The organism is Pseudomonas sp. C321, assembly GCF_055407105.1.
The window spans coordinates 584,331-601,252 of the sequence record NZ_JBUZRB010000004.1; the positions used below are offsets into that span (position 1 = coordinate 584,331).

15 protein-coding genes and 5 pseudogenes are annotated in these 16,922 nt (G+C 53.5%); 11 read left to right on the plus strand and 9 right to left on the minus strand.

Annotation, left to right across the window (positions count from 1 at the left end; all coding sequences use genetic code 11):
* Nucleotides 1–352: 352 nt before the first annotated feature.
* Nucleotides 353–1,108: pseudogene (locus ACZRJ6_RS15480) on the plus strand (efflux RND transporter permease subunit).
* A 113-nt stretch (nt 1,109–1,221) separates the two neighbouring features.
* Here the strand turns inward: ACZRJ6_RS15480 and ACZRJ6_RS15485 are convergent.
* A complete protein-coding gene (locus tag ACZRJ6_RS15485; RefSeq protein ID WP_463968463.1) occupies nt 1,222–1,776 on the minus strand; it encodes a hypothetical protein in 555 nt (184 codons plus the stop codon).
* A 567-nt stretch (nt 1,777–2,343) separates the two neighbouring features.
* Here ACZRJ6_RS15485 and ACZRJ6_RS15490 point away from each other — a divergent pair.
* Nucleotides 2,344–2,577, plus strand: coding sequence for a hypothetical protein (locus tag ACZRJ6_RS15490; protein WP_463993540.1), 234 nt, complete (start codon nt 2,344–2,346; stop codon nt 2,575–2,577).
* 183 nt (nt 2,578–2,760) lie between these two features.
* Here the strand turns inward: ACZRJ6_RS15490 and ACZRJ6_RS15495 are convergent, their stop codons facing one another.
* From ACZRJ6_RS15495 to ACZRJ6_RS15505, 3 genes and pseudogenes are all read right to left on the minus strand, one after another.
* Nucleotides 2,761–3,006 carry a hypothetical protein gene (locus tag ACZRJ6_RS15495; RefSeq protein ID WP_463968462.1) on the minus strand — a complete coding sequence of 82 codons (246 nt, stop codon included), beginning with the start codon at nt 3,004–3,006 and terminating at the stop codon, nt 2,761–2,763.
* 7 nt (nt 3,007–3,013) lie between these two features.
* A pseudogene (locus ACZRJ6_RS15500) lies at nt 3,014–3,355 on the minus strand (CrcB family protein); the annotation flags it as partial.
* A 79-nt stretch (nt 3,356–3,434) separates the two neighbouring features.
* Entirely contained in the window at nt 3,435–4,805 is a 1,371-nt protein-coding gene (locus ACZRJ6_RS15505; RefSeq protein ID WP_463968461.1) for an aminotransferase-like domain-containing protein, read from the minus strand.
* A gap of 137 nt (nt 4,806–4,942) precedes the next feature.
* On the opposite strand from ACZRJ6_RS15505, the gene ACZRJ6_RS15510 reads away from it, so the two are divergent.
* The 8 genes and pseudogenes from ACZRJ6_RS15510 to ACZRJ6_RS15545 all read left to right on the plus strand — a co-directional run.
* A complete protein-coding gene (locus tag ACZRJ6_RS15510) occupies nt 4,943–6,229 on the plus strand; it encodes a hydroxymethylglutaryl-CoA reductase, degradative (protein ID WP_463968460.1) in 1,287 nt (428 codons plus the stop codon).
* A gap of 5 nt (nt 6,230–6,234) precedes the next feature.
* The gene (locus tag ACZRJ6_RS15515; RefSeq protein ID WP_463968459.1) at nt 6,235–7,152 is read left to right on the plus strand and encodes a hydroxymethylglutaryl-CoA lyase; all 918 of its coding nucleotides are present in this window, start codon (nt 6,235–6,237) and stop codon (nt 7,150–7,152) included.
* A 58-nt stretch (nt 7,153–7,210) separates the two neighbouring features.
* Nucleotides 7,211–7,687 carry a hypothetical protein gene (locus tag ACZRJ6_RS15520; protein WP_463968458.1) on the plus strand — a complete coding sequence of 159 codons (477 nt, stop codon included), beginning with the start codon at nt 7,211–7,213 and terminating at the stop codon, nt 7,685–7,687.
* Nucleotides 7,684–9,072, plus strand: a complete 1,389-nt coding sequence (locus tag ACZRJ6_RS15525) for a tripartite tricarboxylate transporter permease (RefSeq protein ID WP_463968457.1) — start codon at nt 7,684–7,686, stop codon at nt 9,070–9,072. The genes ACZRJ6_RS15520 and ACZRJ6_RS15525 overlap by 4 nt, the downstream gene beginning before the upstream one ends.
* 255 nt (nt 9,073–9,327) lie before the next feature.
* The gene (locus ACZRJ6_RS15530) at nt 9,328–10,599 is read left to right on the plus strand and encodes an OprD family porin (protein WP_463968456.1); all 1,272 of its coding nucleotides are present in this window, start codon (nt 9,328–9,330) and stop codon (nt 10,597–10,599) included.
* A 244-nt stretch (nt 10,600–10,843) separates the two neighbouring features.
* The gene (locus ACZRJ6_RS15535; RefSeq protein WP_463968455.1) at nt 10,844–11,905 is read left to right on the plus strand and encodes an SDR family oxidoreductase; all 1,062 of its coding nucleotides are present in this window, start codon (nt 10,844–10,846) and stop codon (nt 11,903–11,905) included.
* Nucleotides 11,906–11,956: 51 nt separating this feature from the next.
* Nucleotides 11,957–12,155, plus strand: a pseudogene (locus ACZRJ6_RS15540) (hypothetical protein).
* Between the two features lie 113 nt (nt 12,156–12,268).
* Nucleotides 12,269–12,403 (plus strand): annotated as a pseudogene (locus tag ACZRJ6_RS15545) (DUF7693 family protein); the annotation flags it as partial.
* Nucleotides 12,404–12,605: 202 nt separating this feature from the next.
* Here the strand turns inward: ACZRJ6_RS15545 and ACZRJ6_RS15550 are convergent.
* Nucleotides 12,606–13,755, minus strand: a protein-coding gene (locus tag ACZRJ6_RS15550) for an IS3 family transposase (RefSeq protein WP_463968454.1) whose coding sequence is annotated in 2 segments (ribosomal slippage) — nt 12,606–13,515 and nt 13,514–13,755 — 1,152 coding nt in all. Because the reading frame shifts where the segments join, the coding sequence is not laid out codon by codon here.
* A gap of 596 nt (nt 13,756–14,351) precedes the next feature.
* On the opposite strand from ACZRJ6_RS15550, the gene ACZRJ6_RS15555 reads away from it, so the two are divergent.
* Nucleotides 14,352–14,555 (plus strand): hypothetical protein, encoded by a 204-nt coding sequence (locus ACZRJ6_RS15555; protein WP_463968867.1) that lies wholly within the window; start codon nt 14,352–14,354, stop codon nt 14,553–14,555.
* A 68-nt stretch (nt 14,556–14,623) separates the two neighbouring features.
* Here the strand turns inward: ACZRJ6_RS15555 and ACZRJ6_RS15560 are convergent.
* The 4 genes and pseudogenes from ACZRJ6_RS15560 to ACZRJ6_RS15575 all read right to left on the minus strand — a co-directional run.
* Nucleotides 14,624–14,792, minus strand: a pseudogene (locus tag ACZRJ6_RS15560) (DUF6482 family protein); the annotation flags it as partial.
* Nucleotides 14,793–14,806: 14 nt separating this feature from the next.
* Nucleotides 14,807–15,517, minus strand: coding sequence for an SDR family NAD(P)-dependent oxidoreductase (locus tag ACZRJ6_RS15565; RefSeq protein WP_463968453.1), 711 nt, complete (start codon nt 15,515–15,517; stop codon nt 14,807–14,809).
* A 36-nt stretch (nt 15,518–15,553) separates the two neighbouring features.
* Nucleotides 15,554–16,114, minus strand: a complete 561-nt coding sequence (gene folE / locus ACZRJ6_RS15570) for a GTP cyclohydrolase I FolE (protein WP_463968452.1) — start codon at nt 16,112–16,114, stop codon at nt 15,554–15,556.
* A 154-nt stretch (nt 16,115–16,268) separates the two neighbouring features.
* Nucleotides 16,269–16,733: a thiol-disulfide oxidoreductase DCC family protein gene (locus ACZRJ6_RS15575; RefSeq protein WP_463968451.1), complete on the minus strand. Its 465-nt coding sequence runs from the start codon at nt 16,731–16,733 to the stop codon at nt 16,269–16,271.
* Nucleotides 16,734–16,922 lie beyond the last annotated feature (189 nt).

The following is a 16,922-nucleotide window of genomic DNA, read 5'->3' on the forward strand; positions in this document are numbered from 1 at the left end:
TTCAGCCCTGACTGACGTCGAGAATCAGGCAACCGTCACTGGCCTGCCAGATATATTGGAGCGCGGCATGGTAGTGGAGCCAAGATGACTTGGAGTTAACTTTACTTTATCAAAATATTTCATATGACGAGCACGATGAATCTATTCAAGGTCCATGATTTTGCAATGAATTTCCAATCGAGGAGTAGAGACTGTATTGCTTAGCGAAAGCACATATTGTATTGATGCGACAATATCACTGACCTGTAGTTTGTCTTCGTTGCGTATGCGCCCATCGTTGTTCATGCCTGTATTTGCAATGCTCTGGCATTGAACTGAAAAGCTGCGCCTTCTTGTCTGAAGGCGTAAGGACCTGTACCGCTGGTTTGTGCGTAACAGCCTGGGCGAAATGGTGCCGTTTTCCTCCTTCGCCAGCGCAACCTGGAGCTATGGTTCACCTCAACTGGAGCGCTACAACGGCAGTGCGGCCATCGGCCTGGTGGGCGACCCGGCACCGGGCGTCAGCTCGGGTAAAGCCATGACGGCGGTAGAGGCAGTCATCAAGCAATTGCCCGAAGGCATCGGCCACGAGTGGAGCGGGCAGTCTTATCAAGAGCGCCAGGCGGGCTCCCAGGCGCCTCTGCTGTACGCAGTGTCCATCCTCTTTGTGTTCTTGTGCCTGGCGGCACTGTATGAAAGTTGGTCGGTGCCGTTTTCGGTGATCCTGGTCGTGCCACTGGGGGTTATCGGCACAGTGCTGGCGATCCGAGCGGCGGGGCTTTCAAACGACGTGTATTTTCAGGTCGGGTTGCTGACCACGGTTGGCCTGGCGGCCAAAAACGCGATCCTGATCGTCGAATTTGCCAAGCACCTGCAGGAACAGGGCCAGAGCCTGGTGGACGCTACCCTACCGCGGCACGCTTGCGTCTGCGGCCAATCCTGATGACGTCGCTGGCGTTCCATGTTTGGCGTCCTGCCGCTGGCTATGAGCAGTGGCGCAGGCTCGGCAGGGCGGCAGGCCATCGGTAGGGGTGTGCTGGGCGGGATGTTTAGCGCGAAGCTGCTGGGGATATTTTTTGTACCGCTGTTTTTTGTGCTGATTCGTGGGCGGTTTACCAGGAAGGGTTAAATGGCGCTGGCGGCGGCAGGAGGGGGGCGCCCAATCACGGGCCTAGGCAAGGGTTTATTATAACTAAACTAAACAGTCATTTAGTTTAGTTATGCAATTGAACGCCCTCGGCGTCAACACGGAGCGAGGTTTAGCGCCTCGATGGCGAAATCTGAACTCATCGTCATTACCTCGAAATAGTCCTTCGAATACCTGCTGTTATTATTAAGACCGGAAGCCCAGCGATACATTCCTGAACCGTGGATGAACAAGGGTGGAATTTTGAACCTAATGGTGTGGCCGATCGGCACACGGTTATCGGGCAGGAACGTGAACGTCTGAATGTGGCTGATCCGCTTATCGAATTCAGGGGTAACATCGGCGTACTGATCATCCTTCTTCCAAATCGCATGAGGCTGGGCCACGTAGAACAAGTCGCCCTCGATCATCCCGGAATAGAGGTTCCAGCCGTAGATGACGTCGCCTTGGTTACGAAGCTGATGCACCCGGCAATTGTGGTGACACCTCAAGGGTTCGTATCCTTTGACCACGAGCTTGTTGACCGGGAACTGAATACCGTCACCTGGCAACGGAGCGTTAAGAACTGATGAGCAAGTGGCCAGCTTGTCGGCCATCAACCGGGCGATGAATGTCTGCAGATTTGGATCGTTCATTGCAACTGGTGACATCACAGATCAGGTTCCATCATGATTGAGCCGAGCAGATTGCCGCAGCGAGTACGAACCTGCAAGTAGCCGTATGGGGTGATTATTCAAGTAACGAGAAGGAGCGCAGTGCAGGCTGTGCATCTGATGCACAACACCCCAAAGGTCACACCTGATAGTACGCATAATGTATATTATGTTAAATCAGGTGCTATGTCAGATATGTTCATGAGCTGTCCGTTTCCACTAACCCCCGGTGAGATTTTCACAAACCCCCGTTCCATCCAGATCAAGCACTTGGTCGTAGTTTCCAGACCTCCCACTATCCCTGCGTGTCACAATCCTCCGTTCAACATACTTGAAAAAATCTAGCCCTGGCTGACAAATCTTCTGTCTGCTAAACCTAAAAAACATACTCTCCATCATAGCGCGCAGGATATCCAATCATGCGGCCGTTCATCCCATTCCCGATCTTCCCTCCATACGCACATTGGAGGCCAAATCAAGAAGCGCAGCTTCCTGTAAATTCTGAGGTTAACGCTCGACTGACTGCACTTGATTCAGACTTCATTCCGTTCATGAGTACTTGGTATGCTCACCGCTATATCAACTGGATTGCCCACAATTGGAATTACCAGAGGCCGCACCAGCTTTATTACGCTGGAGAAAATGCTGAATTGGAGCTTCGCCAACGAGATCTCGCTTCTCGGTTGGACTCGCCCTGACTACGAGCGCTATGCGGATTTCATTGCCAATCCAGATGCGAGCTGGGCCATTCCTGGGAACCAAGCGAGGTTCATCCCAAACTCCCCTCGCCTTGCTTGAGGTGCCTCTGGGCTATCTGACGTTCGATATCCTCCATGTCGTCCCTGGCCTATTTATTGATGGCGGCGCCCAATGGTAAGCGCCGATTGCCTGTTTGCCACAACCCATCGACTTCTTGGTACCCGTGTGAGACAAAAGCATTACTTGCCGACCGAATACGAGCCATCCCTCACCCATCAAAAATCAGGCAAGCGGCTTCTTTCTGACCGCAAAAATCGTCAGGCGGTTGAGGTCTTCGATCCCCAGCCTGTAGCTTTTCCCGGTCTCAGAAAGTACCAGACGGCCCAGACCGAACACGCGGAAATAGTCGGCATCCTCTTGGGCGAGGATGTCGTTGAAGAAGCCTCGGAACCGGTAAGCATCCATTTCCTGGTTGGTGACCTTCAGGTAAACGCCCTTCCCATTGACACGATCGATGAACCAAAACATGAACCCACTAACCGGCCCTTTCAATTGCCTTAATGATCAGCTCAATGGCATCTGAGTTTTTCTTGAGCGTCGGCGCAAAGCCACCCTCATCTCCGACCGCTGTTGAGTAGCCGGCGTCTTTAAGCACCGCTTTCAGCTCGTGGCAAACCTCAACCGTCATCACCAGCGAACCCACGACGTGTAATGAAACTGAGCCGAGCGCCCAGAGTATTCTCCCTTCCTAGATCAGGGCAACTGTTTCCGGCGAAAACGTAGAAAAGGTGGTAAGCCCGCCACAGAAACCCATGATGATCAGCAGACGCCACTCAGGGCTCAGGGTGGAGGATGCGGTCAAATCCGCGACACCAAAGGCCCCTGTCGGGCCACAAAGGTGCGCTGTGACGGCCTGCCGATAAACCAAAACGTCCCGAAAGGAGAACGGCGGCGTCTCAGTTGCTCAATATGGCTTTGAGTAACGGATCATTTAGATACGCGACATTCAATCTAGTCCATGGATTTATACGCGATTGCTCCGGTGAAAAAATGTGTCCTGGAGCAATCATGAAACCCTTTGGAAGTAGTTGGCGCGTCAGTTCCCTGGCATCCTCAACGTGAGGAAACCTGACCCACAAATAAAGACTTTGCTCTGGACGAACGAATACCTCGGCCCCAATCTCATCGAGCATCTGCAAACCTACCGTCGTGGCAGTTTTTAACCGCTCCTGAAGTCGGATCAGATGACGCAGGAAATGCCCCTCCGTCAGGATGACATCAACGGTTCGCTCACAAAGTTCCGATGTGCTGGTGTGCAGCAGCATTTTCACGTCACCCAGTTCATCTATGACATCTTTACTGCCAGCGATAAACCCAACCCTCAATGCCGCAGAAACAGATTTTGAAAAACTGCCCACGTACAGTGAGCGTTTCAACTGATCCAGCGCAGATACCTTAATTGCCGATGCCGGTTTGAAATCTGCCAAAGCGTCGTCGTCCACCAAGATAAAATTATGCTCGTCCGCTAACTGAACCAACCGATGAGCTTTGCTGGGTGAAATATCGGAGCCCGTCGGGTTGTGCCCAACGGACTGTATGAAAAATAACTTGGGCTTATGCAAGAGAAGATGGCGCTCCAGCGCTTCTATGTCTGGCCCATCCGGCAATCTAGGTACAGATAGCATCCGAGCACCTTGCAATTGCAGCTTACCGAACAGCGGGTAATAGCCTGGATCCTCGACAAAAACGTAATCCCCAGGGGCGATGAAGCGACGGATTATCAGATCCAGCGCGTGATTTGCCCCATGGGTTGTTACGATCTGGCGAGGACTGGCAGTAATCGAATAGGTAGCTAGTTTCTGCGCTAGGTGTTGACGAAGAGCTGCATTTCCCAGCCGGTTGCCGTATCGGAAAAGCGTCGTTACACCAATACGCATGACCTGCCGAGTGAACTTGTCCAACCGCAAATCCATTAACCACTCTACAGGCGGAAAACCTTCACCGAGTGGCGAGTGACCGGGCTCACGGACAAATTGCTGGCGCATAAGCCAAATGGTGTCCATCGCCCGAGTGAAAGGAAGTGGCTCTTCCGGTTCGCTGCTGCTTGGAGCTCCTCGTTTAACGAAGAAGCCCTGCCCATGACGCGCCTCAACAAGTCCTTGGGAAGCCAGCGACTCATACGCGTTGATAACCGTATTTTTCGAATGGCCGAACAAGCGCATACACTCGCGTAGGGACGGCAAACGGTCACCCACTCGGTATGTGCCGTTGCCGATCTGCTCGACCAGTGATGCAGTCAGTTCCTGGGCAAGTGTCAGCCGCGCCATCTTATGGATTCCTGAATGAATTGACTGCAAAGGGTACAGCCTAGGTACTGTCTGTCCAAACTGTACCTTTTTTACCAGAACACATGGGAATAGGGTGACCGCAACTCAAAAACAATAACTGCTACAGGACTCCCCCCATGAGTATCGACTCCCGTCTTCCCATGTTTCGCAGCATGTCACCTTCCGAACGCCTTGGTCACTTGCAAGAGCTTCTTGAGCTTCCAGAGGATGACGTGGCCCTGCTACGCGATGCCGGCGCCCTACCCTTGGAAATAGCCGACGGCATGATCGAGAACGTAATCGGTAAATTCGAATTACCCTACGCCGTCGCAAGCAACTTCCAAATTAATGGTCACGATGTAATCGTGCCGTTGGTGGTTGAAGAGCCTTCAGTAGTCGCAGCGGCATCGTTCATGGCAAAACTGGCGCGCGAGGCTGGTGGCTTCCAGACCTCCAGCTCTCTGCCGCTGATGCGTGCCCAAGTGCAGATCGTCGAAATAGATGACCCCTTTAATGCTCGCCTAAGTCTTATGCGTCGCAAAGACGAAATTATCGAACTGGCCAACCGCAAGGATCAACTGCTTAACAAGCTGGGCGGCGGTTGCCGTGACATTGAAGTACATACCTTCGCCCAGAGCCCACGCGGGCCAATGCTGGTAGCCCACCTGATCGTGGACGTGCGCGACGCCATGGGTGCTAACACCGTGAACACTATGGCGGAAGCAGTGGCCCCGTTGATGGAGGAAATAACTGGCGGCAAGGTACGACTGCGTATTCTGTCCAACCTGGCCGACCTGCGTCTTGCTCGAGCCCAAATCCGTATTGCACCTGAGCTACTCACGACCGCAGGCTACAGCGGCGAGGACGTCATTGAAGGCATCCTTGATGCCTACAACTTTGCCGTAGTCGATCCATACCGTGCGGCCACTCACAACAAGGGCATCATGAATGGCATCGACCCGTTGATCGTCGCCACCGGAAATGATTGGCGTGCGGTAGAAGCTGGTGCGCATGCTTACGCGTGTCGTAACGGTCATTACGGTTCTCTGAGCACTTGGGAAAAAGATGGCAAGGGCCATCTGGTGGGGACACTGGAAATGCCAATGCCTGTTGGACTGGTCGGCGGCGCCACCAAGACTCACCCACTGGCACAACTATCACTACGCATCCTGGGTGTGAAGACAGCACAGGAACTCGCCGAAATTGCTGTGGCAGTTGGGCTGGCACAAAACCTAGGCGCACTACGTGCACTGTCTACAGAGGGAATACAACGCGGCCACATGGCCTTGCACGCACGCAACATTGCGCTTTCCGCTGGAGCCAAAGGAGAAGAGGTCAACTGGCTGGTCAAGCAGATGGTTGAGGCTCGTGATGTGCGTTCAGACAAAGCGGCTGAACTACTTAAGCAAAAGCGTGCGCAGTAATGATCATGGCTGACGATCATGTCCGACTGGTTGAGGTGGGCGCGCGCGATGGATTGCAGAATGAAAAGCTGACGCTCTCACCGCAGACCCGTGTGCAGTTGCTGGAAAGGTTAGCGGACTCCGGGCTACAAACACTTGAGGCAGGGGCTTTTGTCTCACCTCGCTGGGTGCCGCAGATGGCGCGCTCGGATGAGGTGTTCCAGGCATTGCCAGTTCGTCCCGGGGTGACCTGGACTGCGCTGGTGCCCAATGTTCAAGGACTGGAGGCTGCCCTGGCTGCGGGATGTCGCGAAGTCGCTATATTCGCCGCAGCCTCAGAGGCCTTCTCGCAAAAGAACATCAACTGTTCGATTGCCGAAAGCCTCGTGCGTTTTCAAGAAGTCATGATGCGCGCGCGCGATGCCGGAGTAAGGGTGAGAGGCTACGTTTCCTGTGTCATGGGTTGCCCCTTCACAGGCCACGTCGAACCAGGTGCAGTCGCAGCAGTCTGCGCTTCACTGTATGAGATGGGATGTTACGAAATCAGTCTAGGCGACACCATTGGCACGGGTACGCCTGCGGCTACCAAGGAGTTGATCAAGACCTGTAGACAAGTTGTTCCGGTGAGCGCTCTGGCCGGGCACTTTCATGATACTTACGGCATGGCTATCGCGAATATCTACGCGGCGTTAGAGGCGGATGTAAGGATATTCGATAGCTCAGTCGCAGGCCTAGGTGGCTGCCCATACTCGCCTGGCGCCACTGGCAATGTTGCCACCGAAGACGTGGTGTACCTGCTAAACGGCCTAGGCATCAATCATGGCATTGACCTTGACGCATTGATCGAAATTGGTGCGTTCATCAATGCAAAGCTCAGCCGAAAAACGGCGTCGAGAGTATCCCGAGCCCTTCTCGCGAAACGTGGCCTCGTAGAAGTGAATTAAGCAGCATCTCTTCACGTTCATAACAATAAAAGCCCGCAGGGGCAGTGGGAGAATCCTTATGAAACCCGAACTGTTTGAAGTATGGGGTGACACGGTAGACGGTCGCCATCTGATCTACTCCATTGGTATTGGAGCAATCGTTAGCCTCGGCGCTTTCTTCATTGCGCAGCACCTGCTTGTCGGCTGGGTAGATTCTCTGCAGATGGCGCGCGCCTACGCAATGCTGGTGGGTATTGTCGGCTGCCTGGCAGGTGGAGCCATCAGCGCGGCGCTTTTCAAACCCAAGCGTAACGTCGTAGAGCATCTGGCAGATCCGGCATGGCGTTCAAAAATTCTGATCGAATTGCAGAACGAATATGGCCCCCTTGGCAGTCTGACTGACCTACCGCCCGCCACGATTGCGGAACTGCATGAAATGGATCTTTATGATCTGTTCGTTGATTACGAGAAAGGCCTTCTCACTCCCGCCAAAAACCTCGACGTGCCACCCGACATTACTGTCAGCGCTGCAGGCGTCAATGGAGGCCGGTCATGATCGCACTATTGATGGATCAGATCCTCGTAGCGCTGGGCATGGGTATCCTCGGGGCGGTGATTTTTGCCGGGATCGGACTCATCTCAGGCAGCGATGAAACCACTACGCTCGCCCCTTTGACTTTGCTCGTCGTTCTGCTGGGCGTTCCTGCCCCAGGTGTGCTGACATTCTTCCTGGCGGGAGCCGTAGCCAAACATATGACCCATGCCGTACCTACGGCATTACTGGGTATTCCTGGCGACACCATGGCTACGCCACTCATGCGCGAGGCTAACTTTTTGCGCAATTTAGGCGTTCCACACATTGCACTCCGTAAGATGATTTCGGGTGCGGTGATTGCTGCCTTAATTGCTGTTCCGATGGCCGTATTGTTCGCCGTGATGCTCGCGCCGTTCGGTGACATGATCAAGCATGCAGCACCTTGGGTTTTCCTGCTTGCGGCGATTGCCATCGCATGGTTCTCCAAAGGCCGCCTGGCTGCAGTGCTGACATTGATCCCCTTCGTTATGGTGATTGTTGGCCTGCAAAGCATCACCGGGCAGTACGGGGTCAAGCTCAGTGTCAGTTACTTCCTTGGCATTGCCATCGGCCCGTTAATCGCCGCGCTGTTCTCCATGCTCGCGCCTGCCGAGCGAGAAACAATGCGACGCCAAGAGGTGCGCACTTTTTCCTTGTCTCCCGACGTAAAAAGCTGGGGCGGATTTTTTCCTAATCCGCTTAGAGTATTGGATAGCAAACAAAGCATGTGGACTGCCGTCACCGCCGTAGTCTCCAGCGCCACCTTTGTGTTCAGCCCGGTCGCTATGACCGTAATCTTGGGCGAGGTCGTCGGATCAAGGGTCAAACACGTCTACCATCGTTTGACCACAGTCATAACCGCTCGGAACGGAGTCACCGAATCAACCTACATCGCCGAAGCGTTGATCCCGCTGATCGCCTTCGGTCTGCCACTTAGCCCAGTGGCAGCGGGCCCGGCAGCGCCACTCTTCAATGCTCCCCCGCGCTTCAGCGTCGATGCAGCAACAGGCCAAGTGAACAACTTGCACTCACTGCTCAGCACCTGGGAGTTTCTTGGGTACGGTATGTTGGCAGTGGTCATTGCCATTCTGATCGCTTACCCATTCACCATGAATTACGCGCACAGAGCGGCGTCCTATGTGTCGCGCAAAATCAGCCACGAAGCAGTGATCTCGACTTTTGTTGGACTGATTCTAGTGATTGGTATCTGGGAAGGCGGCCTACTAGGTTTGCTGGTGATCATCACCATCGGACTGCTGGGCGGTTTTCTCTCACGCTTTTTGGGCTTCAACATTGGCGTACAGTTCATGGGCTATTACACCGCCGTATTAACGGTGCCTGCCCTGATTGCCCTAATGGGCGCATGACTTCGTGCAAAAACAACAACAATATCCAGGCAACCATCATGCATAAGAATATATTCGCTTCCATGCGCTAAGTGCTGGGTGCAGTTGCATTTTTTGCTGACACTGCAGAGTCGACTCCAACCTTCGCTTAAGCGTTTATGAGTGTCGCCCAAAAATACTTTGGCGACACTTCATCCCGTCGTAACCCATAGCCTCGGACACCGCAGTCTTTTCACTGTGAAGGAGTCCTGCGCTCGATAAAAGGAAATAACAATAATGAAAATCCTTGCACGTTCCAAAACACCGCGACTTGCGACCCTCTTCAGGCCGACAGCAGTCGGCATTCTGTGCTCTGCTTCGATTGGGGCGTCGGCAGCAGGCTTTTTAAACGACACAACTGGTTATCTCAACCTTCGAAATTTCTATCAAAACCGAAATTTTGTAGACCCCTCCTACCCTCAAGGGAAGGCGGAAGAGTGGGCTCAAAGTTTTATTTTCGATATGCGTTCAGGCTACACTACGGGCGCAGTAGGGTTTGGAGTAGACCTACTAGGGCTCTACTCAATCAAGCTGGACGGCGGAAGAGGAACGGCAGGTACTCAACTCCTTCCTGTACACGATAGCGGAAGACCGGCAGACGACTTCGGACGTTTAGGTGTCGCGGTGAAAGCCAAATACTCCGCGACTGAACTGAAAATAGGTGAATGGGCTCCCCTACTACCTATCTTGCGCTCCGATGATGGCCGCTCCCTGCCACAGACCTTTCGCGGTGCACAGATTACCTCACGGGAAGTTGAAAACCTGACGCTCTACACTGGCCAATTCCGGGGCAACAGTCCTCGAAATGACGCCAGCATGGACGACATGTTCATGGCTGGACGCCCGGGAACGACCTCGGATCGATTCAACTTCGCCGGGAGCGAGTACCAGTTCAATGATAAGGCCACCCAAGTGGGCCTTTGGTACGCTCAACTTGATGATATCTACCAACAGCAATACTTGAATGTGATCCATAGCCAAGGTGTTGGATCCTGGAAATTGGGAGCAAATCTTGGGCTCTTTCTTGGCGACGAAAATGGATCTGCAAAAGCAGGCCAGATGGATAACAAAACGGCTTCACTGATGCTTTCAGCCAAAACAGGCGCTCATACGTTTTATCTGGGTTTGCAGCGGGTGTATGGGGAGACCGGCTGGATGCGAGTAAACGGCACGGCCGGCTACCCGCTAGCAAACGATACCTTTACTTCAAGTTATGACAGCGCCCGGGAACGCTCTTGGCAACTTCGTCACGACTTTGACTTCGCAGCGCTAGGACTGCCCGGACTGACGATGATGAATAGGTACCTCAGCGGTGACCATGTCCAGACCAACGCCACTGACCATGGAAAGGAATGGGGGCGAGAATCCGAACTGGCCTACGTCATTCAAAGCGGCCCGTTGAAGGACATCTCGGTGCGTTGGCGCAATTCAACACTTCGCCGGGATTTCAGCAGTTACGACATCGATGAGAACCGCCTCATCATAAACTACCCAATCAAATTTCTTTAGCGACTAGGTGTTCAACTCACAGCCTAAATTTTAGGAGATGTGACAACAAAAGGGTTCTCGAAGGGCCCTTTTTGTACTCATACCAAGATCACTTGGTCAGCCAAGACTCGATGGTGGTGGATAGCCAAGAGATTATTCGATGCGAATGATCTGCCTGGTACATAGGGGACGTCAGTGCGTATTCGCTTTAGGTTGAACCTCTGTTGCTTATGCGGGCTCCCAACTCTACATCCAGGAGAAACGTATGACCCAGACAGCATTGGTCGTCGGCGCCAGCGGCATCGTCGGCAGCGCCATCACTCAGTTACTAATCGACAACAAGTGGCAGGTCGCCGCGCTATCGAGGCACCCGTCGCAATCGCAAGGCGTGATCCCCGTCGCGGCAGACCTTCAAGATCCAGCTTCGCTGGAACATGCGCTCGCGGATCTGAAACCTACTCATGTGTTCATCACCACATGGTCACGGCAAGCCACGGAGGCCGAGAACATTCGCGTTAATGCCGCCATGGTACGCAACGTGCTCACCGCCATTCGCCCAGCCAAGAGCGTCGAGCACGTAGCACTGGTTACTGGGCTAAAGCACTACCTCGGCCCATTCGAAGCTTATGGTAAAGGTAGCCTTCCGCAGACTCCGTTCCGCGAAGAGCAGGGTCGTCTGAATATCGAAAATTTCTACTACGCCCAAGAAGACGAACTCTTCGCCGCTGCTGAAAAGGACGGCTCCACTTGGAGCGTTCATCGTCCGCATACCGTCACCGGGGTGGCGGTAGGCAACGCGATGAATATGGCAACCACCCTCGCCGTCTATGCCTCGATTTGCAAACAAACCAATCGCCCTTTTGTGTTTCCCGGATCAAAAGTGCAGTGGGATAGCCTCACCGATATGACGGACGCACGGCAGTTGGCGAAGCAACAGCTGTGGGCGGCCACCACGCCAGCTGCGGCCAACCAAGCATTCAATATTACTAATGGCGATGTATTTCGTTGGAAATGGATGTGGAGCAGAATTGCCGAATACTTCGACTTGCCTACTGCCGATTATCCCGCTTCACTTTCACCTCTTGAGAAGCAGATGGCTGACGACCAAGCCGCTTGGACGCAAATAGTCGTGGAACATGGTTTGAAGGAGCCGAATATTGGTCGCCTGGTATCCCCATGGCACACGGATGCAGCCCTCGGTCGACCAATCGAAGTCGTCACTGATATGTCGAAAAGCCGTGCAATGGGCTTCACCGCCTACCAGGCGAGCGATCAAGCATTTTTCGATGTGTTCGACAAACTACGCGAGATGCGCTTGATACCCTAGGTCGTGCCACAACGGATATGCTCAGATGATTCCAAGGAGAGGAGAAAGAAAATGGCAGGAGAATGCTCGTTGTCCGACGTGCTGGAAAGGATGTATCAGAATCAGCTCGCCCTAGAGGCGGCGTTGATGGCGTTAACGCTCCACGTTGAAGCCCAGGGTAGCGCTGAACGTCCGAGGTGCTTTGTGGGCCATTGGCGAGAACGCTGGGCACATAAAGCAAGGTTTTGCGAGGCTCAAAAAAGCGTCTTGAGCCGGGCCTTGCCCAAAGAAGCGAAGGCAGGAAGGATCGAAGCAAGTCGTGCCCACCTTAATTCACCGACGCTTCGCCGCTATGGATGCGTCATGACTTAAATCGAAATTGATTTGAACACAACCTCCCCTCTCACCGCCCTCAAGGTTTGCCAAGTACTGACGGACGTCGCGCTCGGCAAACCCATCATGGTGCGCAGCTCTATTCAGTCATGGAATAAAATTTACCACGGCCTCATGCCCGTGGAGACTGGTGACTGGCATCACGGCAACTCAAAGCCCAACTGGGCTAGCACAAGCCGATCCTCTGCTTTGAGCTTTTTCACCGCCCATATCAGTATATGCTGGGGCCTGGAGCTCGCTACATAAGCGAACCTCGCTGCTTCTGAACCTCGATCCCGCAACCAGTCTTGCCAATGGGACTGGTGAACCCTGAATCGCCCCGGATTCTCTAGACACCTTGCAAGCTCATTGCGTAACGCTTTTCAAACTCTACCGGTGACAGCTGATTGTTGAAACCATGGCGGCGTTTTGCGTTGTAGAACATCTCGATGTAATCGAACACATTACTACGAGCATCTTGCCGTGAGGTGTAGATTTTCCGCCTGATTCGTTCCCGTTTCAGAAGCTGGAAAAAGCTTTCAGCCACGGCGTTGTCATGACAATTGCCTCGGCGGCTCATGCTGGCAACCAAATTGTTTGCCTTCAAAAAACTGCGCCAATCGGAGCTGCTGTACTGGCTGCCCTGGTCGGAGTGAACCATCACCTCTTGTTTCGGTTTTCGCCTCCAAACCGCCATCAATAACTCATCAATAGCCAAATCACTGGTCATCTGCGCCTTCATTGACCAGCCAACGACCTGACGAGAAAACAGATCCAGCACCACTGCCAAATACAACCAGCCTTCATACGTACGAATGTAAGTGATGTCGGTGACCCAAACTTTGTTGGGTTCTACGACATCAAACTGGCGCTTCAGCAAATTGGGTGAGGCGACCGCTGGCTTACCGCCGTACTTTCCAGGGCGGCGTCGATAACCTGTCTGAGAACGCAGACCTTCAAGACGCATCAGCCTCGCCACACGATGACGACCACAATCCTCACCGACCTCGCGCAGATCGTCATGGATTTTGCGATAGCCATAAACACCGCCGCTCTCCAGCCAGGAATGCTTGATCAAACCCAGCAGTCGCTGGTCGTCTTTGGCGCGTAAAGATTGCGGCTCAGACAGCCAGGCGTAATAACCGCTGGGATGGACTTTCAGCGTCAGGCAAAGCCGTCGAATCGAATAGTCGCCAGCGCGCTGCTGGATAAAGGCGTACTTCAGCCGCACTCCTTGGCAAAGTACGCGGCGGCCTTTTTAAGATGTCTCGCTCTTCAGTGACGCGTTTGAGTTCTGCTCGCAGACGACGCAGTTCAGCGTGTTGATCATCGTCTTGCTGTCGTTCTTCTAGAGGTTTGCTGTAGCGCTTTATCCAGGCATAGAGGCTATGCGTCGACACACCAAGACGTGCTGCCACATCAGCAACAGGCAGCTTCTTTTCGGTCACTTGATTGACCGCTTGGATTTTGAATTCTTCGGGATAACGTGGGTTGCTCATGGCACCTCCTAATTGGCCTCAGTTTAAGGCAAAGAGGTGTCTACGAAACCCGGGGCGATTCAAAATGAGTTGGTGTCTAGCGGGCAGGCCTTATCAACTTTGAACTTATCACAAAGCCATCCCCCTAAAGCTGTGCAGATAGCCCCTAGCTCAGGCTATCCCTGGGGTTCCCACTTACACGCAAAGGTTTGGTGAGTTAGGGACTCAAGCACTCTTCGCAGTAGTTGAGCTCATCGCAGTCGATGCAAATCGAAATATCCCAACCGTCTACATTGAATTAGAAGCGGATGGCATAAACTTCGCCCCACGACTTCTGACCCACCTTACTCACGCTGCTTCGACCGAAGATCACTTCGCTCAGCATCTGGCATACCTCTCTCGCTGAGAGCGGAGATGGAATGTTTTCGCTAACGCTACCTGCTCTCATTGTCGATTGAGGACTGAAGAAAAATGATCATAGGAAGAGTGAAGCGAAGGCAAAAGCAGAGGTATGGGTTTAGAGCCCCAGATGAGCATGCCATATCGGCGATGCGTAAATCGCCATTTTGAACGGGGTGAAAAGCTTGGCTTATCTAGATTGGGTTCAATGGCCTGCGATGTTGGTGACGGTGCTTGCGGCCTGGCTTATTGGGTCTCAACGACCAGGAAGGCGGATGACAGGATTTGTATGCTTTAGCCTGAGCAATATATTGTGGGTGACTTGGGGGGTGTACGTAGAAGCCTATGCTCTCATCGTCCTGCAGTTTTGCCTTTTCATAATGAACCTTCGCGGATTCAAAAAGAACCTCGACGTACGCTAGGTTTAACCGTAAACATCAGGAGTTTCAGGTACTAAACCTTACCTCTGGCGCCGTGCATCTGAGATGTCATGACTGATGGCGCGAAGGTGAATAGGCCTCTTTTAATTCGTCGAGCAAAGTGAGCTGGCCCTGATCGAGCCTGACTCGTGCCAGATAAAAATCGCCCTCCAGCGACAGCTGCTCCAATTCGCGTACTTCCCCATTCGCGGCCCTTTCGGTCAGCGCCTGGAGATTCAAGGTTCACACCCTGTCTACCAAGGAAGGCGTTCTCCGTTATAGGCAAAGAAATTACCGCTGTCAGCAGGCGCCAAGCGGTCAATCAGAGATAACAACTCATGGGCAGCAATGCTCGCCGGTCTGGCTGCTGAGGCACCACGAAATGGGTGTGACAGGCCCGAGATGACGGTGCCGGGATGAAGACTCAACAAGCGGATCTGAGGCCGCGTTCGTGCCAGTTCGATGGCCGCCGTTTTAATCAGCATGTTCAGTGCTGCCTTGGAGGCACGATAGGCGTACCAGCCGCCCAGGCGGTTATCGCCGATGCTGCCTACCTTGGCAGAGAGCATCGCCATTGCGCCATGAGTATCCAGCAACGGCAGGAAGTGACGCAAAACCAGAGCAGGCCCAAACGTGTTGACTTGAAATACCGACTGCAACGCGTCTGCTTCAATTGCGGAGTAACTTTTTTCAGGCTTTATTTCGTCGCGATGAAGCAGGCCTGCGGCATGCACGATCAACTGATACGGTGCTTCTTCAGTCAATTCGGCTGCCGCTTTGGCGATACTGTCGGCATCCTCCAGGTCGAGGCAGGGAACACTGTTGCGCCCTAACTCACGAACATACGCACACCGTGGATCCTGATTGAGCAACTCACAAAATGCTGAGCCGAGCGCCCCACTGGCGCCTATTACGAGGGCACGATAGCCCTCACTAAGGGAGTTCATCGTCAAGGGACTGTTCATCTAGGCTCTCCTGCAGTGTGATGCGATTTGTTGGTGTTAACCCAGTCGCCCTATCAGTTGCAGGAACTCGTGACGCGTAGAGGAGGACTCGCGAAAGGCGCCCAGCATCACGGATGAGGTCATCACCGAATTTTGTTTCTCCACGCCCCGCATCATCATGCACATGTGCTTCGCTTCAATGACCACCGCCACGCCGGCGGCATCGGTGATGTGCTGAATTGCATCGGCAATTTGTTTGGTCAGGTTTTCCTGGATCTGTAGGCGACGAGCGAACATATCCACCACTCGGGCCACCTTCGACAGGCCCAGTACCCTTCCGGTAGGGATGTACGCTACGTGAGCCTTGCCGATGAAGGGCAGCATGTGATGCTCACACAATGAATACAGTTCGATGTCGCGCACGATGACCATTTCATCGTTTTCCGATTCGAACAATGCGCCATTGATCAATTCCTCCAGACTCATCGTGTAGCCATTGCACAGGTACTGCATCGCTTTGGCTGCGCGTTTGGGGGTGTCCAGCAGTCCTTCACGCTCAGGGTTCTCGCCTACGCCGACGAGAATTTCACGGTAATGCTCGGCTAATGATGGGTTCATCTTGATTCCTCGCAGCCACGCTGCGCTTTATGTGTCGGCAATCCTTGGCGGTAGGAGAGTATCTGCTGCGCACGATCTGACGCAGATGACACAGGGTTCGCCAGATCAGCCATGACCCAGGTTCTTCGTCGGGGCCATAACAAAGCGAAGCTTTCTATGTCTGCTTTTTTTTCAAAGTGGACTGCTCGTCTGATGCGGGTTTTGACGCCGGCACCGCGCAACGGTTATCGACACAGCGGCTGCCACTATCTGGGTGAGGTAACCACGCCAAATGGGGGCGTAAGCGGCAGAAAAGTCGATAACCGAATTCAAGCAGCGGGCGGAATACTCTCCACGTCAGTGGCGTTGCCCAAAAACCCAAGCCGGCGGCTCGCCAGCTCCACAGGGTGGCATCCAGGCCGGTTACCCAACGTCCATCAGCGAAGCGGGCGTGCAGCGAGGACTGCATCTGCTCGAACGTGAACCCGATTGCCTTGGCGTCGAATGCACCGCTGCTGATGTCCACGAAAAGCAGTTGATCCTTTACGGCATTCCCGCGCAGGAGCTTGATTTCGCGCGCACACAGAGGGCATTCACCGTCAAAGTACAGCGTCAGTGGCCAATTCGTTTTATTGTACATGGGTAATGCTATTGTATAAGTCATGTACAAGATATGTTGAAAGAAACGGACTGACAATGGGCACTATGCTGTAGTTGCGCGATGGACTCTCACGCCCAGTTTCGTGAACGGATCGTGCGTCTCTTCGGCATCAAGCTTCGAGAGGGCGAGCTATACGAAGGTGTTCACGAGCTTGCAAGGTGTCTATAG